At 64.2% G+C, this 18,486-nt stretch carries 19 protein-coding genes; 11 read left to right on the top strand and 8 right to left on the bottom strand.

The genetic code is table 11. From position 1 onward, the window contains the following. Positions 1-41: 41 nt before the first annotated feature. The 3 genes from BLR77_RS17615 (at position 42) to BLR77_RS17605 (ending at position 2,505) form a co-directional block, all read left to right on the top strand. The gene (locus tag BLR77_RS17615; protein WP_074680207.1) at positions 42-776 is read left to right on the top strand and encodes a substrate-binding periplasmic protein; all 735 of its coding nucleotides are present in this window, start codon (positions 42-44) and stop codon (positions 774-776) included. An 84-nt stretch (positions 777-860) separates the two neighbouring features. Beyond that, entirely contained in the window at positions 861-1,616 is a 756-nt protein-coding gene (locus BLR77_RS17610) for a substrate-binding periplasmic protein (protein ID WP_074680205.1), read from the top strand. 133 nt (positions 1,617-1,749) lie between these two features. Next, a complete protein-coding gene (locus BLR77_RS17605; protein ID WP_074680203.1) occupies positions 1,750-2,505 on the top strand; it encodes a substrate-binding periplasmic protein in 756 nt (251 codons plus the stop codon). A gap of 158 nt (positions 2,506-2,663) precedes the next feature. Here BLR77_RS17605 and BLR77_RS17600 read toward each other — a convergent pair whose 3' ends face one another. From BLR77_RS17600 to gpmI, 3 genes are all read right to left on the bottom strand, one after another. Further along, positions 2,664-3,980 carry a S41 family peptidase gene (locus BLR77_RS17600; protein WP_074680200.1) on the bottom strand — a complete coding sequence of 439 codons (1,317 nt, stop codon included), beginning with the start codon at positions 3,978-3,980 and terminating at the stop codon, positions 2,664-2,666. A gap of 46 nt (positions 3,981-4,026) precedes the next feature. Further along, positions 4,027-5,277, bottom strand: a complete 1,251-nt coding sequence (locus tag BLR77_RS17595; protein ID WP_074680197.1) for a murein hydrolase activator EnvC family protein — start codon at positions 5,275-5,277, stop codon at positions 4,027-4,029. A gap of 167 nt (positions 5,278-5,444) precedes the next feature. After that, complete coding sequence (gene gpmI, locus BLR77_RS17590) at positions 5,445-6,977, bottom strand: 2,3-bisphosphoglycerate-independent phosphoglycerate mutase (RefSeq protein ID WP_074680195.1); 1,533 nt, start codon at positions 6,975-6,977, stop codon at positions 5,445-5,447. Positions 6,978-7,124: 147 nt separating this feature from the next. Between gpmI and BLR77_RS17585 the strand changes: the two genes are divergently transcribed. Genes BLR77_RS17585 through secB form a run of 3 tightly spaced genes read left to right on the top strand, consistent with a single transcriptional unit; the run spans position 7,125 to position 8,314 of the window. Further along, positions 7,125-7,538: a rhodanese-like domain-containing protein gene (locus tag BLR77_RS17585; RefSeq protein WP_074680192.1), complete on the top strand. Its 414-nt coding sequence runs from the start codon at positions 7,125-7,127 to the stop codon at positions 7,536-7,538. Position 7,539: 1 nt separating this feature from the next. Continuing rightward, the gene (grxC, locus tag BLR77_RS17580) at positions 7,540-7,800 is read left to right on the top strand and encodes a glutaredoxin 3 (protein ID WP_074680189.1); all 261 of its coding nucleotides are present in this window, start codon (positions 7,540-7,542) and stop codon (positions 7,798-7,800) included. A 28-nt stretch (positions 7,801-7,828) separates the two neighbouring features. Next, positions 7,829-8,314 carry a protein-export chaperone SecB gene (gene secB, locus BLR77_RS17575; protein WP_074680186.1) on the top strand — a complete coding sequence of 162 codons (486 nt, stop codon included), beginning with the start codon at positions 7,829-7,831 and terminating at the stop codon, positions 8,312-8,314. Positions 8,315-8,376: 62 nt separating this feature from the next. On the opposite strand, the gene trmL is transcribed toward secB, so the two are convergent. Next, the gene (trmL, locus tag BLR77_RS17570) at positions 8,377-8,841 is read right to left on the bottom strand and encodes a tRNA (uridine(34)/cytosine(34)/5-carboxymethylaminomethyluridine(34)-2'-O)-methyltransferase TrmL (protein ID WP_074680183.1); all 465 of its coding nucleotides are present in this window, start codon (positions 8,839-8,841) and stop codon (positions 8,377-8,379) included. Between trmL and BLR77_RS17565 the strand changes: the two genes are divergently transcribed. Then, on the top strand, positions 8,840-9,283 hold the full coding sequence (locus tag BLR77_RS17565; protein WP_074680181.1) for a hypothetical protein: 444 nt from the start codon (positions 8,840-8,842) through the stop codon (positions 9,281-9,283). The two genes, trmL and BLR77_RS17565, sit on opposite strands and share 2 nt — an antisense overlap. A 332-nt stretch (positions 9,284-9,615) precedes the next feature. Here BLR77_RS17565 and BLR77_RS17560 read toward each other — a convergent pair whose 3' ends face one another. Further along, positions 9,616-11,994, bottom strand: coding sequence for a penicillin acylase family protein (locus BLR77_RS17560; RefSeq protein ID WP_074680178.1), 2,379 nt, complete (start codon positions 11,992-11,994; stop codon positions 9,616-9,618). Positions 11,995-12,114: 120 nt separating this feature from the next. Between BLR77_RS17560 and BLR77_RS17555 the strand changes: the two genes are divergently transcribed. Continuing rightward, entirely contained in the window at positions 12,115-13,146 is a 1,032-nt protein-coding gene (locus tag BLR77_RS17555; protein WP_074680275.1) for an AraC family transcriptional regulator, read from the top strand. A 187-nt stretch (positions 13,147-13,333) separates the two neighbouring features. Here BLR77_RS17555 and BLR77_RS17550 read toward each other — a convergent pair whose 3' ends face one another. Then, complete coding sequence (locus BLR77_RS17550) at positions 13,334-13,915, bottom strand: DUF6436 domain-containing protein (RefSeq protein ID WP_074680175.1); 582 nt, start codon at positions 13,913-13,915, stop codon at positions 13,334-13,336. A gap of 125 nt (positions 13,916-14,040) precedes the next feature. On the opposite strand from BLR77_RS17550, the gene BLR77_RS17545 reads away from it, so the two are divergent. Beyond that, on the top strand, positions 14,041-14,982 hold the full coding sequence (locus BLR77_RS17545; RefSeq protein WP_074680172.1) for a phospholipase BipL: 942 nt from the start codon (positions 14,041-14,043) through the stop codon (positions 14,980-14,982). Positions 14,983-14,984: 2 nt separating this feature from the next. Here BLR77_RS17545 and BLR77_RS17540 read toward each other — a convergent pair whose 3' ends face one another. Beyond that, positions 14,985-15,752, bottom strand: a complete 768-nt coding sequence (locus tag BLR77_RS17540; protein ID WP_074680169.1) for a hypothetical protein — start codon at positions 15,750-15,752, stop codon at positions 14,985-14,987. A 113-nt stretch (positions 15,753-15,865) separates the two neighbouring features. Between BLR77_RS17540 and BLR77_RS17535 the strand changes: the two genes are divergently transcribed. Both BLR77_RS17535 and BLR77_RS17530 read left to right on the top strand, forming a co-directional pair. After that, entirely contained in the window at positions 15,866-16,489 is a 624-nt protein-coding gene (locus BLR77_RS17535) for a 2OG-Fe(II) oxygenase (RefSeq protein WP_074680167.1), read from the top strand. Positions 16,490-16,528: 39 nt separating this feature from the next. Next, positions 16,529-17,020 (top strand): 2-thiouracil desulfurase family protein, encoded by a 492-nt coding sequence (locus BLR77_RS17530; RefSeq protein ID WP_074680164.1) that lies wholly within the window; start codon positions 16,529-16,531, stop codon positions 17,018-17,020. A 224-nt stretch (positions 17,021-17,244) separates the two neighbouring features. Here BLR77_RS17530 and serA read toward each other — a convergent pair whose 3' ends face one another. Continuing rightward, positions 17,245-18,474: a phosphoglycerate dehydrogenase gene (gene serA, locus BLR77_RS17525; RefSeq protein ID WP_074680162.1), complete on the bottom strand. Its 1,230-nt coding sequence runs from the start codon at positions 18,472-18,474 to the stop codon at positions 17,245-17,247. Positions 18,475-18,486 lie beyond the last annotated feature (12 nt).

Raw genomic sequence — 18,486 nt, 5'->3', positions numbered from 1 at the left:
GGATGGCGTTCCCTTGCCGAACTTTCCGACACGGAGTCCCCATGTTCCTTCTTCGATTCGTGACCATACTGGCCCTATCGTGTGGCCTCAGCCTCGCGCGCGCCGAACCGCTGGTGCTGCTCACGGAAAACATGCCACCTTTCAACATGTCTGTATCCGGCACCAACTATGCCCGTGACGAGGGTGTGACGGGTATCAGCTCCGACATCCTGCGTGCGGTATGCGAGCGTGCCGAGGTCGAGTGCCAGCAGATCCTGCGTTTTCCATGGCAGCGCGTGTACCAGCAGACACTGGACGATGCTGGTTACGGGTTGTTCTCCACCGCACGCACAGCCGAGCGTGAGGGGCTGTTTAAATGGGTCGGGCCTATTTCCAGGTACGACTGGGTGTTATTCGCCAAGGGCGACAGCCCGATCCAACTGGCTAGTATCGAAGACGCGCGCCGTTACCGGATAGGTGGCTATAAGGGGGATGCCAAAACCCAGTTCCTGCTGGACAGAGGTCTGGAGGTACAGACTGCGCTGCGTGATGCCGAGAATGTCAGGAAGCTCGATAAAGGTCAGATCGATCTGTGGATTGCTTCCAGCCAGGCCGGACTGCTTACAGCCCGTCAGGAGGGCGTAGAGGACCTCAAGGTGGTTCAGCACTTAAACTCGGTCGATCTCTATCTTGCGCTCAACCTGCAAACCCCTGATGAGCTGGTGCAGAAGTTGCAGGGTGCGTTGGATGCACTGCGGGCCGAGGGTGCATTGAAGGGCATCGAGGCGCGCTACTGAGGCACATTGCCAGTAACCGCTGGGCCGGGGAGGGTACGGCGGTTATCCTGAGGCAGTCTGCCTTTTCACACAAAGAGAAATGTCATGTTCAAACGTCTGCTATTCGCGCTTGCCGGCACCCTTATGGTGCTCGCTGGTGCGGTGCGCGCCGAAGTGGACCCGAACTACAGCGTGGTCCTGCTTACCGAGAACTTCCCGCCTTACAACATGGCGATCAACGGCAAGAACTTCGCTCAGGAAGACAACATCGATGGCATTGCCGTGGATGTGGTCAGAGAGATGTTCAAGCGTGCCGGAGTCAAGTACAGCCTGACCCTGCGTTTCCCCTGGGATCGTATCTACAAGCTGGCGCTGGAAAAGCCGAGCTACGGCGTCTTCGTCACCGCGCGCCTGCCGGAGCGTGAGCAACTGTTCAAGTGGGTTGGCCCGATCGGTCCTGACGACTGGGTGCTGCTGGCCAAGGGTGACAGTTCGATCAATCTGGCCAGCCTGGATGAGGCCAAGCAATACCGCATCGGCGCCTATAAGGGCGACGCCATCTCCGAATACCTGGCCGACAAGGGTGTGGAGCACAGCACCTCGTTGCGTGACCAGGAAAATGCACGCAAGCTGGTGGCCGGGCAGATCGATCTCTGGGCCACGGGGGACCCTGCCGGCCGCTACCTGGCCAAGCAGGAGGGGATTTCCGGTCTGCGCACCGTGTTGCGCTTCGACAGCGCCGAGCTGTACCTGGCGCTGAACAAGGAAATGCCCGACGAGATCGTCGCCAAGTTACAGGCAGCGCTGGATCAGATGCGCGCTGAAGGTTTCGTCGACGATATTCTCAATAGCTACCTGTAAGCACCGAACACGCGACCGGCCATGAGTCGGTCGCTTGCCATGGATGGCAGAGCCACTGAGTGCCAATGACCGGGCTCGGGCCCATGCAAGGATGTCGCTAGCCATAACCAAAATCATGCGAGCGGTACGTCTTATGCTGAATACTCTGAAGAAAAGCCTGTTTGTCGCCTTGTTCATGCTTTGCGGTTCCGCGCACGCGGAGTTGCCGCAGGATTACAAGGTGGTGCTGCTGACCGAGAATTTCCCGCCCTTCAACATGGCGGTGGACGACAAGAACTTCGCCCGTGACGACGGCATTGACGGTATCAGTGCCGACATCGTGCGCGAGATGTTCAAGCGTGCCGGCATCGACTACACCCTGACCCTGCGTTTCCCCTGGGACCGCCTGTATCGCCTGACGCTGGACAAACCCAACTACGGGCTGTTCTCCACCACCTATACCGAGGAGCGCAAGCCGCTGTTCAAATGGGTCGGCCCGATCGCCAAGACCGGCTGGGTGTTGCTCGCCGCGCCGGGTAACGACATCAAGGTGTCGAGTCTGCAGGACGCTGCCAAGTACCGTATCGGTGCCTACAAGAACGATGCCGTCAGCCAGAACCTGGAGAGCCAGGGCCTGGAACCGATCAACGCCCTGCGTGACCAGGAGAACGTGAAGAAGCTGGTGCGTGGGCAAATCGACCTGTGGGCCACCACCGACCCGGTGGGCCGTTATCTGGCCAAGCAGGAAGACGTCACCGGCCTCAATACCGTGCTGCGTTTCAGGGATGCCGAGCTGTACCTGGCGCTGAACAAGGATACCCCGGACGAGGTGGTGCAGCGTCTGCAGAAAGCGCTGGATGAGCTGCGCAGCGAAGGCTTCATCGACGACATTACCGAGAACTATCTGTAACGCCTGAGGTTCTCTGAGCCTTGCGCGCCGACCCTGACGCGAGTGTCGGGCTCGGTGCGCATGGCGCACACCTACGAGGTGTGCAGGCCGCCACAAAGCACTTGGCCAAGAAAAAGCCCGGACAGTTGTCCGGGCTTTTTCGTATTGCCTGTCCCGCCTCAGTTACCGCGCGTGACGCTCAGGCCCTTGAGCAGGTTGAGGGCCTGGCTCAGCTGGTAGTCGTCGTCCTGCGGGCGTTCGGCGCGTGCTGCCTGTGCGGCCTTGCTCGGACGGTCGGCACCGCCGTTGCCATTGCCCAGGTGGCCCTGCAGGTCGGCTTCCTTGATGCCTTCACTGTCCTGCTCGCGGGTCAGCTTGGCACGCGCCACCTCGATGTCAGGGACGATGCCCTGAGCCTGGATCGAGCGGCCGTTGGGCGTGAAGTACAGCGCCGTGGTCAGCTTCAGCGCGCGGTCGTTGTTCAGCGGCAGCACGGTCTGTACCGAGCCCTTGCCGAAGCTGTCGGTGCCCATCAGCACCGCGCGTTTGTGATCCTGCAGCGCGCCGGCAACGATCTCCGAAGCCGAGGCGCTGCCGCCGTTGATCAGCACCACCAGCGGTACACCCTCGCTGGCGTCGGCCGGGTCGGCGTTGAAGCGCAGTTCGGAATTGGCCAGGCGGCCTTCGGTGTAGACGATCAGGCCACTCTTGAGGAAGTGGTCGGTCACTTCCACCGCCGCCTGCAGCACGCCGCCCGGGTTGTTGCGCAGGTCCATGACCAGGCCGCGCAGTTTCTTGTTGCCGTTGTCCTGGCGCAGCTTGGTCAGCGCCTTGCCGACCTCATCGCCGGTGTTGACCTGAAATTGCGAGATGCGCAGATAGCCGTAGCCGTCTTCGAGCATCTGGCTCTTCACGCTGCGCACCTTGATCACGGCGCGGGTCAGGGTCAGGTCGAAGGGGCGACCGCCATCGCGTACCAGGGTCAGCTCGATCTTGCTGCCGGCCTTGCCGCGCATCTTGTCCACGGCTTCCATCATCGACAGGCCCTTGGTCGGCTGGCCATCGATCTTGACGATCAGGTCGCCGGGCTGAATGCCGGCCTTCGATGCAGGGGTATCGTCGATGGGCGAGACCACCTTGACGAAGCCATCCTCCATGCCGACCTCGATGCCCAGGCCGCCGAATTCGCCGCTGGTGCTTTCCTGCAGCTCGGCGAAGGCTTCCGGTTCGAGGTAGGCCGAGTGCGGGTCGAGGTTGCTGAGCATGCCCTTGATGGCATTTTCCAGCAGGGTCTTGTCGCTTACCGGCTCGACGTAGGCTGCCTTGATGCGATCCATCACCTCGGCGAAGGTGCGCAGATCATCCAGCGGCAGCGGGGCCTTGCCGCTCGCCGCCGCTGCCGGCGCGGGGGCAGGCTCGGCCGCTTGCAGGGCGGGGGCGCCGAGCAGCAGCCCAAGGGCCAGAGCCAGGCAAGTGGGGCGAAAGCGATGGGACATGAAGACAACTCCTAGGTAAATGAGGCGCCACCAGGCTGCAACCTGATTATCCCTGCGCGCGGCACCATTGTGCCGGATCACTCGGACGACCGTTCTGGCGAATGGCGAAGTACAGTGCCGATGTTTCCTGGCCACCGCTGCTACCAACGGTGGCGATGGGATCGCCGGCCTTGACCACGTCTCCGGCACTCTTGAGCAGGTTCTGGTTATGGCCATACAGGCTCAGATAACCGTTGCCATGGTCGAGAATGACCAACAGACCGGCGCCGCGCAACCAGTCGGCGAAGACCACGCGACCACCATGCACGGCACGTACCTGGCTGCCGGCCGGGGCGCCGATCAGCACGCCGTCCCATTTAGTACGAGCGTCGCCGCCGCGTGGGGTTCCATAGCGTGCTACCAATCGGCCATCGACCGGCCATGGCAACTTGCCTCGTGCGCTGGCGAAAGGCCCGCCGTAGACGGCACCGGAAGTCACCAACGGGCCGCTTGGCTGGCTCGGTTGCTGGCTGCCCGGCCGCGCCTGCTCTGCCTGCTGTGCGGCCAGCGCACGCTTGCGCGCTTCCTCGGCCTCGCGCGCCTGGCGGGCCAGGGTTTCTTCGATGGTCTTCAGCACGCGGCCGAGTTCGGCCTGTTCCTGCTGGCGCGCCTTGAGGCGCTGGTCGCGGGTGGCGAAGTCACGATTGAGCTTGGCCAGGGCTTGCTGGCGTTCCTTGCGCGCCTCGGCGAGCTTGGCGTGGCGCTCATCCAGGCCTGCCTTCTGCGCCTGCAGCTGGGCCTGGTGGCTGTTTATTTCCTGCTCGACATTGGCCAGCTGACGCAGGGTCTCGTTGAACGCGGCGAGCTGTTCGAGGCGGGCCTGGCTGAGATAGTCGTAGTAGGTGAGGGTGCGCGAGAATTTTTCCGGGTTCTGCTGGTTGAGCAGCAGCTTGACGTACTCCTGGCGGCCGCTCTGGTAGGCGGCGCGGGCCTGGATGGCGATCAGTCGTTGCTGTTCAGTGCGCGCGCTCTGGAGTTTTTTTTTCTCCTGATCCAGGCGCTGGATTTCCTGCTCGCTGCCCTTGAGCTCGCGCTGCAGCTCCTTGACCTGGCTTTCCAGGTCGCCCATCTCGGTCTCGGTCTTCTTCAACTGCTGCTGCACGCCGGATTTCTCCTGCTGCAGTTTCTCCAGCAGCTTCTTCAGCTCGGCGACGTCCTGGCGCGCCGCTTCCAGCTGGCGCTGGGTATCGGTGCGCTGATCGGCGATGGCTGGAGCGATCAGGCTGCTGAGCAGAATCAGGGCAAGGATGCGAAGCATGGGCGAGGCGGTACCTGAACGGGGTAGCGGATGGCGCCTAGTATGCCTAAAAAAGCAGCGGCAAGCTGCATGCCACAAGCGGCAAGAGGAGCGAAAGTGGCGCGTCGCGCGGATGCAATCCGGGGGTGCGATTCCCCGGATTGCATCCACGCGACGATTCTTGCGTCTTATTGCAGTTCGACGATGGTCTTGCCGGTCATCTCGGCCGGCTGTTCAAGACCCATCAGCTTGAGCAGGGTCGGCGCCACGTCTGCCAGGACGCCGCCTTCGCGGATGCGCGCCGGGCGCTTGCCGACGTAGATGAACGGCACCGGTTCGCAGGTGTGCGCGGTGTGCGCCTGGCCTGTGCATTCGTCTTCCATCTGTTCGACGTTGCCATGGTCGGCGGTGATCAGCGCTTCGCCGCCGACCTTCTCCAGCGCAGCGGTGATGCGGCCGACGCAGGTGTCGAGGGTTTCCACGGCCTTGACTGCGGCTTCGAACACGCCGGTATGGCCGACCATGTCGCCGTTGGCGTAGTTGACGATGATCACGTCATAACGCTGGTTTTCGATGGCATCGACGATCTTGTCGGTGACTTCCGGCGCGCTCATTTCCGGCTGCAGGTCGTAGGTGGCGACGTTCGGTGAGGGAATCAGGATGCGCTCTTCACCCTCGAACGGCTCTTCGCGGCCGCCGGAGAAGAAGAAGGTGACGTGAGCGTATTTCTCGGTCTCGGCGATGCGCAGCTGGGTCTTGCCGTTCTTCGCCAGGTACTCGCCGAGCACGTTGGTCAGCGCCTCGGGGGCGAAGGCGCTCGGTGCCGGGATGCTCGCCGCGTACTGGGTGAGCATGACGAAGCCGACCTGCGGCGCGCGCTTGCGCTCGAACTCTTTGAAGCCGGGCTCGACGAAGGCGCGGGTCAGCTCGCGGGCACGGTCGGCGCGGAAGTTCATGAACACCACGGCGTCGCCGTCCTCGACCTGCACCGGTGTACCGATGGTGGTGGCCTTGACGAACTCGTCGCTCTCGCCACGTTCGTAGGCGGCCTGCAGGCCTTCCACGGCGCTGGCGGCGTTGAACTGGCCGGCGCCATCGACGATCAGGTGATAGGCCTGCTCGACGCGGTCCCAGCGGTTGTCGCGGTCCATGGCGAAATAGCGGCCGGTGAGGCTGGCGATGCGGCCCTTGCCAAGGCGGGCGAAGGCGGCGTCGAGCAGTTCGATGGACGGCTGCGCGCTTTTCGGCGGCGTGTCGCGGCCATCGAGGAAGGCGTGCAGGTAGATCTTCTCGGCGCCGCGCTTGGCGGCCAGTTCGGCCATGGCGACGATGTGATCCTGGTGGCTGTGTACGCCGCCGTCGGAGAGCAGGCCGAGGATGTGCACGGCCTTGCCGGCAGCCACGGCCTTGTCGACGGCCTGGTTGATCGTGGCGTTATCGAAGAATTCGCCGTCGCGAATCGCCTTGGTCACGCGGGTGAAGTCCTGGTACACCACGCGACCGGCACCGAGGTTCATATGGCCGACTTCGGAGTTGCCCATCTGCCCGTCCGGCAGGCCGACGTCCATGCCGCTGCCGGAGATCAGGCCGTGCGGGTAGGTGGCGCGCAGGCGGTCGTAGACCGGTGTGCTGGCGGCGTGGATGGCGTTGTACTCGGGTTTGTCGCTGTGACCGAAGCCGTCGAGGATGATCAGAACCAAGGGTTTTGGCGTGGCACTCATTGAACTGGCTCGCTCTGCGTCTGAGGGGGCAATGAAACAGCCCGGCATTTTAGGGCCAAGCGCCTGGCGCGTCACTGCCAGACGGGGTTTGGCCGACCTGTGGGGCTGTGTATACTGGCCGGCATTTTACCGTCCTGGGTCATATAGATGTTCGCCAACCTGATTGAATTCATCATTAATCACTATGTGCTGAGTGGAATGTTCGCCGTTCTGCTGGTGTTGCTGATCGTCACCGAAATGCGCAAGGGCGGGCAGAGCCTGTCGAGCCGCGAGCTCACCGCGCTGGTCAACAGCGACAAGGGCGTAGTACTCGACGTGCGTGCGCAGAAGGACTTCTCCGCCGGTCATATCGTCGATTCGTTGCACATCCCTTACGACAAGGTGGTGGCGCGTGTCGCCGAACTGGAAAAGCACAAGGCCAAGACCATCGTCGTCGTCGACGCCATGGGTCAGCACGCCGGCAGCATCGCCCGCGAGCTGAAGAAGGCCGGTTTCACCGCCGCCAAGCTGTCCGGTGGCATCGCTACCTGGCGTGGCGACAACCTGCCGTTGGTGAAGTGATATGGCCAGCGTGGTCATCTACTCCAGCGACTGGTGCCCCTACTGCATGCGCGCCAAGCAACTGCTGGCCGGCAAAGGGGTGGACTTCGAGGAAATTCGCGTCGACGGTCAGCCGGCCATCCGCGCGGAGATGACCCGCAAGGCTGGCCGCACCTCGGTGCCGCAAATCTGGATCGGCAGCACCCATGTGGGTGGCTGTGACGACCTCTATGCCCTGGAGCGCGCCGGCAAGCTCGACGCCCTGCTGCAGAGCCCCGCTTGAAACCTCAACGTTAAGGAAGGCAAACGCCATGACCGAGCAAGCCAACAGCGGCGCAGCCGCTGCCGATTCGCAGAATCCGCAATTCTCCCTGCAGCGCATCTACGTCAAGGACCTGTCCTTCGAAGCGCCGAAGAGCCCGGAAATCTTCCGCCAGGAGTGGACGCCGAGCGTCGGTATGGATCTGAACACCCGCCAGAAGGCCCTGGAAGGTGACTTCCACGAGGTGGTGCTGACTCTGTCGGTGACCGTCAAGAACGGCGAAGAAGTCGCCTTCATCGCTGAAGTGCAGCAGGCTGGCATCTTCCTGATCAAGGGCCTGGACGCTGCCTCCATGAGCCACACCCTTGGCGCCTTCTGCCCGAACATCCTGTTCCCGTACGCCCGCGAAGCGCTGGACAGCCTGGTGATTCGCGGTTCGTTCCCGGCCCTGATGCTGTCGCCGGTGAACTTCGACGCCCTGTACGCCCAGGAGCTGCAGCGCATGCAGCAAGCCGGCGAAACCACTGCTCACTAAGAGCGGCTCGGTTGCATGAAAAAGCGCCCCAAGGGGCGCTTTTTTTGTATCCACTCGCGGCCTTACTCGGCTTCGGCGAAGCCGTTCTGTCGCCATGCCTCGTAAACGGTCACGGCCACGGTATTGGACAGGTTGAGGCTGCGGCAACCGGCACGCATCGGCAGGCGCACGCGCTGCTGCGGCGGTAGCGCGTTGCGCACTTCCTCGGGCAGGCCACGGCTTTCCGGGCCGAACAGGAAGGCGTCGCCGGGCTGGTAGGCGATCTCGTGGAACGGCTGCGAACCCTTGGTGGTGAAGGCGAACAGGCGCGGCTGGCCGAGGCTGTCGAGGCAGCTCTGCAGGTCAGCATGGCGCTTGAGCGTGGCGTATTCGTGATAGTCCAGGCCGGCGCGGCGCAGGCGCTTGTCGTCCAGTTCGAAGCCCAGTGGCTCGATCAGGTGCAGCTGGCAGCCGCTGTTGGCGCACAGCCTGATAATGTTGCCGGTATTGGGCGGAATTTCCGGTTGAAAGAGGATGACGTGGAACATGCAGCACTCCGAGCACTGGGACGAGCGCCATTCTACGCCGCCAGAGGACCCGCGGCCGCGTTTGCGCTGGCGTTTTATGGCGGCGGTGATGCTGATCGCCTTTCTCGTCGGCATGATGATCGGTCGTGTGTTCGACCCGCCACCTCTGCGCATCGAGGATGCCGAGGCCTGGGAGCAGGGGCTGCAGCTCTGGTTCAATCGTGAGCCGCAGGCGCAGGCCGAGCATGTCGACGGCGCACTGGTGTACCGCTACGAGGATGCCTACGGGCGGGTGCGTGACGGTCAGTTGAAACTGCCGCTGGGTCTGGTGAACTGGCGGGTGGAGCGTGACGGGCGGGATCTGCTGCTGGTGCTGGTATCACCCCGCCCGCTTGACGGGGAGTGGCGCGGTGCGCAAGAGGATGGGCGTTGGCGTGCGCGACTGGCACTGCGTCCCAAATAAAGAAGGGGATTCCCCGGCCTGCCTGTACCAAGGTCCCCGAAACGGGTGGCGCCGTGCTTGTGGCCAAGCTGCGGCGCGCTATGTGACGCGCTGTTGCGTCGAATAAAGAAGGGGATTCCCCGGCCTGCCTGTACCAAGGTCCCCGAAACTGGGATTGCCTTAGCATATGCAGGGCGTGTGCCAATTTTATTACCGGAGCGGGAAGGCGCTATTTCGCTGGGTTTGAGGCCCTCGGGCGAGGGCGGCGGCGCCATTTGCTGCGCAGCGGTGCACCAGCGTGCAGCGCGATGCACCGATGGCGCACCACGCTGTTCTTGGGGGTGGACGGGGGTTCAGTGCGGCAGCAGCCTCAGCGTGCCCTGGCTGTTGGCTTTGACGTCGGTCTCGCTCAGGTGCTGCGGCTGATACTCGCCGGCTACGTGCGCGGCCGCCTGATCGGCGTAATGCGCGTCGAACGGCACGCCGCTCTGGCCGACGGGAATGCCGCCCAGGGCCTTGTCGGCATCCGCCAGGTCGACCAGGCGCCGGGTCGAGGGGCCGTAGACCACCGGCCAGGGCGCCGGGCCAACCTTGTGCGAGAGATTGTTCGGCGTTTCATGGCCGCCTGGTGCGGCAAACGGGCCGGCATTCAGCAGCCAGGCAAGCGGCTGCTGCTGACCAAGTGGGTGCTCATGGGTGAGGGTATGACCGCGGCCCCAGTTCCAGGCCTCGACATCATCGCCGAGCACGCTGCGTAGATGCGTCAGGCTGGCGTGCCAGGCCTCCGCGACGATCTGCGCGCGGCTTTCGCGCTGCTCGCTGCCCTGGCGATTCCACCAGGGCGAGTCGGCGTTGGCGGTCAGGCGTGGCAGAGCGGTGTCGAGTACGCGGGTCTGCAGCAGGCTGTCGAAGAACACCTCGCCCAGCTCGTCGGCCATGGCTTCGTGGGCAAGCTGATAGGTCAGCTGGTTGAACAGGGTCGCCGCCACGGAATCGAGTGCGTGGTCGCCGCTCCACTGGGCCAGTTGTTCCACCAGCGCGCGCTCCTGATCGTTCGCTGCTGCGCCGCGCAGTTCGTCGAGGATCGGTGCCAGCAGGCGCGGACCGTAGCCGGTGCCGGGATCGAGTTGCAGCGCCTGGCTGTTGTGGATATCCCACTTCACCGAGGCGTCGCTCAGGCGCTGGTTCAGGCGCTGACCGCGATCAGGCAAGTTGTAGTAACCAGGAATCTGAATGCCGCTGGCCGGCACGGGCTGGTAGTTGGCCGAGAGGATATAGCCGCGTTCGGGGTTCTCTTCCTGCGGGTTGGCGCTGAAGGGGTGATAGCCGAGCTTGTCCGCTTCACCGCTGGCGCCATCGAGAATGAAGGTCGGGTTGACGCCCTCCGGGCGCAGCGGCAGCTTGGCCGCGGCCCACCAGCCAATATCGCCGCTGGCACTGGCCCAGACCACGTTGAGGCCGGGGGCTTCGATTTTCTCGACGGCGGCGCGGGCCTTGTCCAGGGCGTCGGCACGGTTGAGCTTGTAGAAAGCGTCGAGCATCGGGTTGTCGGTTTCGAGGAAGGCCCACCACATGGCGATCGGCGTGCTGCCGTTGGTCTGGCCGAGGGCATCGTTGATGATTGGCCCGTGCGGCGAGCGGCGCAGGGTGATCTGCACCGGCTCGGCGTCTTTGACCCGGATGGTTTCGGTGCGCTGTTCGAGGTCGACCCAGTTGCCCTGGTACCAGACCTGGTTGGCGTTGTCCGGGTTGACCCGCTCGGCGATCAGGTCGAGGTCGTCGTTCTGGAACATGGTCAGGCTCCAGGCGAAGTCGCGATTGTGGCCGAGCATGGCGCTGGGAATCAGCGCGTGGTGATAGCCGTACATCTCGTAGCCGGGCGCCTGCAGGTGCGCCTCGTACCATACGGCCGGCAGCGAGAAGCGGATATGCGGGTCGCCCGCCAGCAGCGGCTTGCCGCTGGCGGTGCGGCTGCCGGAAACAGCCCAGGCGTTGCTGCCCTCGAACTGCGGCAGGCCAGTGCCCTCCAGGGCGCTGTTGCTGAGCTGGGCGAGGGCGGAAAGATCCTGCCAGTCGCTGGCGGCGAGGGAGGTGCCGAGCACGCCCTGCGGATGCCAGTCGAGGTCGAACAGCTCGAGGTAGTCGGCGCCCAGTTCGTCGCGGATGTGGGTCATCACCGGTTCGGTGCGCAGTGCGGCGGCGAAGCTGTAGGCCATGTAGCCGGCGACGCTGAGCGTATCGGCCATGCTGAAAGGGCGTGGCTCGATGCCCAGCAGGTCGAACTCCAACGGGCGTGGGCGGCTGGCCTGGTACTGGTTGACCCCTTCGAGATAGTGCTGCAGCGCCTGGGTGGATGGGCTGCCTGCGTCCAGGCGGGCGGCGTATGCGTCGGCATGGCGAGCGATTTCCAGGGTGCGGAACAGGCGGTCGGTGGGTACCAGTTTCTCGCCGAGCACCTCGGCCAGTTCGCCGCGCGCCAGGCGCCGCAGCAGCTCCATCTGGAACAGACGATCCTGGGCATGCACGAACCCCAGGGCGCGATACATGTCCGCTTCATTCTCGGCGCGAATGTGCGGCACGCCGCGTTCGTCGTAGTCGACCGTGACCGGCGCCTGCAGGGCCGCGAGCACCAACTCGCCGTCGCGTTGCGGTTGCTTGTCGAGCAGGTACCAGGTCAGGCCGCCAGCGGCGGCTGCAACCACCAGGGCAAGGGCGGTCAGGGAACGTTTCATCCAGCGATCCTTATTGTTGTGGGGCAAGCGTGCGTGCATTTTGCTCAGGCGCTTGGGTGTCGGCATTGACCATATGCCTCAATGCTGAAAGTCTATGGTCAATGCCTGACCGGAACCACCATGGCTGATAACGCCTTCGTCGCCCTCACTCATTCCTCGACCCTGCGCCGGCTGCTTTACGAGGCCCTGGCGGCGCTGGGGCTCGACCCGACCGACACCTACCGCCGTGCCTACGCCGGTGTGGCGCTGGCGGCGCCGCTGCTGGAGGCGCGCGAGGAGCACGACAACGCACCGCGCTTCTGGCAGGCGCTGGAGGGCATCAGCGGTGACGCCGATATCGGCCTTCACCTGGGCGAGGTCATGCAGCCACGGCCGATGGATGTGGTCAGTTACCTGCTGCTGGCGGCGCGCGATCTGCGTCAGGGCTTGCAAGCCTTCGTGCGCTTCCAGCACATCCTGTCCGGCGGTTTTGCCGCGCGACTGCAGGAGCAGGGGGAGCAGGCGCGTCTGGTGATCGATCTTAACTACCGCGAGGTCGGCTCGTTGCGTCAGCAGATGGAGTGCCTGGCCGTGTTGCTGAGCAAGATGCTGGCGTCGGCCGCTGGCGGCGAGCTGCCGTTACTCGGCGTCGAGTTTCGCCATCGTGCACCGCGCAAGCTTACCGAGCATCGCCGCCTGCTCGGCGTCGAGCCGCGTTTCTCGCAGGCGCATGACGTGCTGATCCTGCCGCGTGCGCTGCTTTCCCGACCTTCACGCAGCGTCAGCCCGCGACTGTTCGAGGTACTCAGCGAGGAAGCCGAGAAGCAATTGGCAGGGTTGGTTGAGAACCAGCTGTTGGTGCGGGTGCGCTACTGGTTGGAGGTCAACCTGGGCAGTGCGACCTGCAGCCTGGAAGCCTGTGCCCAGGCCCTGGGCAGCAACCGCAGTGCCTTGCAGCGGGCGCTGAGTGAGCAGGGCAGCAGCTTTCGTGCGCTTCACGATGAAGTGCGCCGTTTGCGCGCGTTGCGCCTGCTCGATCAGGGGCTGGGTGTGCGCGACGTGGCGCGGGCCTGCGGTTTCGCCGAGCTGTCGCCGTTCTACCGCGCGTTTCGTCGCTGGCAGGGCGGCACGCCGCGCGGTCCGGTATCGCGCCACGGAGCAACTGGCGAGTGAAGAGCGTTCGTAGGGTGGGTTAGCGACGCCGGAAATGGATCGACAAACGCCGAGAAGGTGGTGCGTCGCGTAACCCACCAGGCGGTAGCTCGTATTGCGCCGATGGTGGGTTACGCCGCGTCAAACAGGGCTAATCGACCGGTAAGCGCGACAGGCGGCTAACCCACCCTACGTTGCTCGGGCCTCGTCAGTTGCTGGTCGGCGCGGCCCAGTCGCAGAAGCAGCCCACCGCCAGGGTGTTGCTGGCGTCGACCCGGCGCCCAGCGGCCAGGGCTTCGAGTATGGGTTCGATGAAGCTGTTGCTCGAGTTGCACACCAGGCCTTCGCTGTAGGGGCCGAAGTAGGCCAGCTGGCCCTGTCTGTCCCAGATCGCCACGGCGGGGCTGGCCGGCAGATTGGCGCTGCCGGGCAGTTCGTCGATGGGCTGCAACGCGGCCAGTTCGGCGGGTAGGCGGCCCTGGCTGCCGGGCTTTTGTACGACATGGAACTGTACGCCTTGTGGCGCATAGTGTTCGATCAGCTCGCTCAGGTGCTGCTGGTTGCCGACATTGCACGGGCAGGCCGGGTCCCAGAAGTGCACCAGGCGGATCTCGCCGGGACCGCTCAGCTCTGCGGGCAGCTGCAGTTCGGCGCCGGAGAACACCGCCGCGCGTTCGTCGAAGGTGCGCAGGTAACGCGTTTCGAACCAGCGGTAGGCCAGCGCCATGCCGGCCAGCCAGGCCAGGGCTAGCAGAGCGATGAGCAGGTTCTTGCGGGACGGGCGGGGCATGGATCGGGCCGGGCGTAAAAAGGGCGTGTAGCTTGCCACGATGCGTCAGGCAGCTGAATATCGCAGCATTCGAGGAGTTGTCGTCGGGATCGCCCACGAGCATCCTGCAACCTATGGAAAGTCCTATGTCAGAGCCGTTTCAGCCCGATCAATTGCGCCCCCTGCTGCGACCCTTGGCCGCAGCGCACCTGGATTTGCCGGCGCTGCAGGCTTATCGCAGCTTCTACGGCTTCGACCTGTCTGGGCGCTTTGCCGGGCTGGACAACCGCCTCGGCAGTTTCAATGCCGCCGGCTATCAAATTGCCGTGCAGCTGTGGGCACCGGCCGAGCCGCAGGGCACCCTGCTGTTGCTGCATGGCTATTACGACCATATGGGCCTGTACCGGCATGTGGTCGACTGGGCGCTGAGCATGAATTTCGCCGTGCTCGCCTGTGACCTGCCGGGGCACGGGTTGTCCAGCGGCGCGCGCGCCAGCATCGGTGATTTTGCCGAGTATCAGCAGGTGTTGGGCGGGTTGTTCGAGCAGGCCAGCGAGCTCGGGCTGCCACAGCCCTGGCATCTCTGTGGGCAGAGCACGGGCGGGGCGATTGCGCTGGATTATCTGCTTGCTGACGGCCAGCGTCCGGAGCTCGGGCAGAGCATTCTCCTGGCGCCGCTGGTGCGGCCGCGCGCATGGGGCTGGTCGAAGCTCAGTTATCGCCTGCTCAGCCCGTTCGTTCGCGAGATTCCGCGGCGCTTCAGCGAGAACTCCAGCGACGCGACCTTCATCGACTTCGTGCACAACCTCGACCCCCTGCAGCCGCGCAGCCTGCCGACCTCCTGGGTGGGTGCGCTGAGCCAGTGGGTGCCGCGGATCGAGGCGGCCGGGCGCAGCGCACACAGCCCGCTGATCATTCAGGGCGAGGCGGACATGACGGTGGACTGGCGCTATAACCTCGAGGTGCTGCAGGACAAGTTCCATCAGCCGCAGATTCTGCGGCTACCGGAGGCACGCCACCATCTGGCCAATGAGAACGAGGCGCTGCGTCTGCGTTACTTCGATTTCCTGCGCGAGCGCTTGGTGTAGGGTCAGATGCCCTGCGGCGTTGGTGCAAGCTCGTTGGTGCTCATGCCTACTGCAAGGCCTGCGCGCAGCGCCTGCAGGGCAGCCTGGTAATAGGCTTTACCCGCCTCCGACTGGGCGAATTCGACGAACTGCTCCAGCTCCGGATCGCTCAACTCGCGATAGACGTGCAGCAGGGTGTTGTCGAGGTCCTGTTCGATCTGCGTCATCAGGCGTTCACGCTGGCCATTGAGCAGCCCTTGAGCCTGACCACCGCCGAGCAGGCCGGGAATCATCTGGCTGAGGCTGTCAGCCGCTACACCGGCCAGCGCCAGGCTGACTTCAGCGCCGGCTTCCTTGGCCGGCAGGGCCTGGGCCAGGTGCCGAATCAGCAGGCGCCGGGTGGCATCGGCGTCGGTGCGCGGCAGGCCATTGGCATACTTGGCCAACTGATCGCTGCGGGTGGCCAGCGTCTCGGCGGCGACGATCTTGCGGCCCAGGGCTGACTCGAAGAAGGTCAGCGCCGGCTGCGGGTCGGCCAGCTCCATGCCCAGGCTGTGCTGTGCGCGCTGGTCGATGGCGGCAGCGGCGAAGCGGCGATTGCTGTTATCCACCAGCGCCTGAAACACCGCCGGTGGCAGGGTGCTGCGGTAGCGCTGCTGAGCAGCGTCGAGCGCCTGGTTGAAATGTTCGCGCTGTTGCGGCCAGCCGGCAGCCTGATACAGGCGCAGGTGGTCGTCTGCCAGGGCCGGCAAGGTCAGGCCAATCAGCAACAGGGCAAACAGAACGCGCATCGAGAACTCCTTGGCAAACTTTCCTGGCCGGCCGCAGGGTGCTGCGGCCGGTTATTTTCGGTGGCTGGCGGAGGCTTGTCGAGTCACGACATGCCACTGATACAATCGCCGCCATGACCGAATCCAACCTGCAAGACCTCTTTTCCGGCCTTATCGACGACCTCGCCAGCCAGGGCTGGTCGCAACGGGCGTTGTTCGCCCCAGAAGTTCTGACCCGCGAACTGGCTGCTGAGTGCCGCACGCGTGCGCAGAACGGCCAACTCAATGCTGCCAGCGTTGGTCGCGGTGGCGCGCAGCAGGTACAGGAAGGGATTCGCGGCGATCATATTCAATGGCTGGAGCCTGGCCAGAGCCAAGCCAGTGACCAGTATCTGCAGTTGATGGACGGTTTGCGTCAGGCGCTCAATCAGGCGCTCTATCTGGGGCTCGAAGACTACGAATGCCACTTCGCCTGCTATGCGCCGGGGGCCTTCTATCAGCGTCATCTCGATCGCTTTCGCGATGACGACCGCCGCACGGTGTCGGCGGTGTTCTATCTGAACGAGGACTGGCAGGCCGAGCAGGGCGGGGCGTTGCGCCTGTATCTGGCCGATGGCCGTGAGCATGACGTATTGCCCCAGGCGGGCACGCTGGCGCTGTTCCTGTCATCCGATATGCCTCACGAAGTGCTGCCGGCCACCCGCGAGCGACTGTCGTTGACCGGCTGGTTCAGGCGTCGGGGTGACGCGGTACTCTGAGGCCTGCGGGCTGTCTGGTGACAGTCATGGAGAGAGTCGATGCAGAAGATATTGGTCAGCCGCTGCCTGCTCGGGCATCGGGTGCGTTATGACGGTGGTGCTCACGGCCCTTTCGATCAGCTTCAGCACTGGCTGGACGAGGGGCGGGTGGTGGCGCTGTGCCCGGAGGTGGCGGGTGGACTGCCGACGCCGCGTCCGCCTGCGGAAATTCGCCATGGCCAGGGAGGCGCGGTGTTGGATGGTCGGCTGCCAGTACTGACGATCGAAGGCGAGGATGTCACGGCTGCGTTCGTCGACGGCGCCGAACAGGCACTGGCGCTGGTGCGCGAGCACGACATCCGCCTGGCACTGCTGAAAGCGCGCAGCCCTTCGTGTGGCAATCTGGAAAACTACGACGGCAGCTTCAGCGGCGTGCGGGTGTCGGGTGAGGGCGTGACCGCTGCCCTGCTGAAACGAGCCGGGGTGAAGGTGTTCAACGAGGCGCAGTTGGACGAAGCAGCAGCCGAATTGGCGCGGTTGGAGCGGGATTGAGGTAGCCCGGATGCAATCCGGGGCACGGTGGTGCGCGCGGCGCACCCTACGGAATGAGAAAGGGAGGCCGAAGCCTCCCTTTGTTCATTTCTGCATACCTCCGGGGCTCGCGAGCTAGAGCGAGACAAGGCGGGAGCGACCGAGGAGAGCGGAGTTTACGTCAGTAAATGAGCATCTCCGAGGTCGTTCCCAACGCCGTATCGCCGACGCGCAGCAGCTCCGGTTTAGAACAGGACGCGGCTGCGGATGGTGCCATTGACGTGCTGCAGCTTCTCCAGGGCCAGGTCGGAGTACTCGGCGTCGACGTCGATCACCACGTAGCCGACCTTGTCGTTGGTCTGCAGGAACTGGCCGGAGATGTTGATGCCGTTGTCGGCGAACACCTTGTTGATTTCGCTCATCACGCCCGGAATGTTCTCGTGGATGTGCAGCAGGCGGTGCTTGCCCGGGTGCGCCGGCAGGGCCACTTCAGGGAAGTTGACCGAGGACACCGAGGTACCGTTGTCGCTGTACTTGACCAGCTTCTCGGCCACTTCCAGGCCGATGTTGGCCTGCGCTTCGGCGGTGGAGCCACCGATGTGCGGGGTCAGGATCACGCGATCCAGGCCGCGCAGCGGGCTCTCGAACTCTTCGTCGTTGGACTTGGGCTCGACCGGGAATACGTCGATGGCGGCGCCGATCAGGTGCTCGTCCTTGATCGCATTGGCCAGGTGATCCAGCTCGACCACGGTGCCGCGTGCGGCGTTGATCAGGATGCCGCCCTTCTTCATGGCGCGGATTTCCTTCTCGCCGATCATCCACTGGGTGGACGGCAGTTCCGGCACGTGCAGGGAGACGATGTCACACAGACCCAGCAGCTCGTACAGGTCGCCGATCTGCGTGGCGTTGCCCAGCGGCAGCTTGGTCACGGTGTCGTAGAAGAACACCTGCATGCCCAGGGCTTCGGCCAGTACCGAGAGCTGGGTGCCGATGGAGCCGTAGCCGACGATACCCAGCTTCTTGCCGCGGATCTCGAACGAGTTGGCCGCCGACTTGATCCAGCCGCCACGGTGGCAGGAGGCGTTCTTCTCGGGGATGCCGCGCAGCAGCAGGATGGCCTGGGCCAGTACCAGCTCGGCCACCGAGCGGGTGTTGGAGTAGGGCGCGTTGAACACGGCGATACCGCGCTCGCGGGCGGCGTCCAGGTCGACCTGGTTGGTACCGATGCAGAAGCAACCGACGGCGACCAGCTTCTTCGCGCAGTCGAAGACTTCGGCGGTCAGCTGGGTGCGCGAGCGAATACCGATGAAGTGGGCATCGGCGATCTTTTCTTTCAGCTCTTCGCCTGACAGCGCGCCCTTGAGGTACTCGATGTTGCTGTAGCCGGCGGCCTTCAGAGTGTCCACGGCATTCTGGTGGACGCCTTCGAGAAGAAGGAACTTGATCTTGCTCTTGTCGAGAGAGGTCTTGCTCATCGGAGTACCTGT

This window comes from Ectopseudomonas alcaliphila (assembly GCF_900101755.1).
Lineage (GTDB): Bacteria > Pseudomonadota > Gammaproteobacteria > Pseudomonadales > Pseudomonadaceae > Aquipseudomonas > Aquipseudomonas alcaliphila.
Note: the sequence above shows the minus strand (reverse complement) of the source record. Positions and strands in the feature narration are given on the sequence as shown.

What these genes read in the sequence shown, in the direction of transcription:
- BLR77_RS17615 (WP_074680207.1), top strand. Translation starts at nt 42, where the DNA reads ATGTTCCTTCTTCGATTCGTGACCATACTGGCCCTATCGTGTGGCCTC.
- BLR77_RS17610 (WP_074680205.1), top strand. Translation starts at nt 861, where the DNA reads ATGTTCAAACGTCTGCTATTCGCGCTTGCCGGCACCCTTATGGTGCTC.
- BLR77_RS17605 (WP_074680203.1), top strand. Translation starts at nt 1,750, where the DNA reads ATGCTGAATACTCTGAAGAAAAGCCTGTTTGTCGCCTTGTTCATGCTT.
- BLR77_RS17600 (WP_074680200.1), bottom strand. Translation starts at nt 3,980, where the DNA reads ATGTCCCATCGCTTTCGCCCCACTTGCCTGGCTCTGGCCCTTGGGCTG.
- BLR77_RS17595 (WP_074680197.1), bottom strand. Translation starts at nt 5,277, where the DNA reads ATGCTTCGCATCCTTGCCCTGATTCTGCTCAGCAGCCTGATCGCTCCA.
- gpmI (WP_074680195.1), bottom strand. Translation starts at nt 6,977, where the DNA reads ATGAGTGCCACGCCAAAACCCTTGGTTCTGATCATCCTCGACGGCTTC.
- BLR77_RS17585 (WP_074680192.1), top strand. Translation starts at nt 7,125, where the DNA reads ATGTTCGCCAACCTGATTGAATTCATCATTAATCACTATGTGCTGAGT.
- grxC (WP_074680189.1), top strand. Translation starts at nt 7,540, where the DNA reads ATGGCCAGCGTGGTCATCTACTCCAGCGACTGGTGCCCCTACTGCATG.
- secB (WP_074680186.1), top strand. Translation starts at nt 7,829, where the DNA reads ATGACCGAGCAAGCCAACAGCGGCGCAGCCGCTGCCGATTCGCAGAAT.
- BLR77_RS17565 (WP_074680181.1), top strand. Translation starts at nt 8,840, where the DNA reads ATGCAGCACTCCGAGCACTGGGACGAGCGCCATTCTACGCCGCCAGAG.
- trmL (WP_074680183.1), bottom strand. Translation starts at nt 8,841, where the DNA reads ATGTTCCACGTCATCCTCTTTCAACCGGAAATTCCGCCCAATACCGGC.
- BLR77_RS17560 (WP_074680178.1), bottom strand. Translation starts at nt 11,994, where the DNA reads ATGAAACGTTCCCTGACCGCCCTTGCCCTGGTGGTTGCAGCCGCCGCT.
- BLR77_RS17555 (WP_074680275.1), top strand. Translation starts at nt 12,115, where the DNA reads ATGGCTGATAACGCCTTCGTCGCCCTCACTCATTCCTCGACCCTGCGC.
- BLR77_RS17550 (WP_074680175.1), bottom strand. Translation starts at nt 13,915, where the DNA reads ATGCCCCGCCCGTCCCGCAAGAACCTGCTCATCGCTCTGCTAGCCCTG.
- BLR77_RS17545 (WP_074680172.1), top strand. Translation starts at nt 14,041, where the DNA reads ATGTCAGAGCCGTTTCAGCCCGATCAATTGCGCCCCCTGCTGCGACCC.
- BLR77_RS17540 (WP_074680169.1), bottom strand. Translation starts at nt 15,752, where the DNA reads ATGCGCGTTCTGTTTGCCCTGTTGCTGATTGGCCTGACCTTGCCGGCC.
- BLR77_RS17535 (WP_074680167.1), top strand. Translation starts at nt 15,866, where the DNA reads ATGACCGAATCCAACCTGCAAGACCTCTTTTCCGGCCTTATCGACGAC.
- BLR77_RS17530 (WP_074680164.1), top strand. Translation starts at nt 16,529, where the DNA reads ATGCAGAAGATATTGGTCAGCCGCTGCCTGCTCGGGCATCGGGTGCGT.
- serA (WP_074680162.1), bottom strand. Translation starts at nt 18,474, where the DNA reads ATGAGCAAGACCTCTCTCGACAAGAGCAAGATCAAGTTCCTTCTTCTC.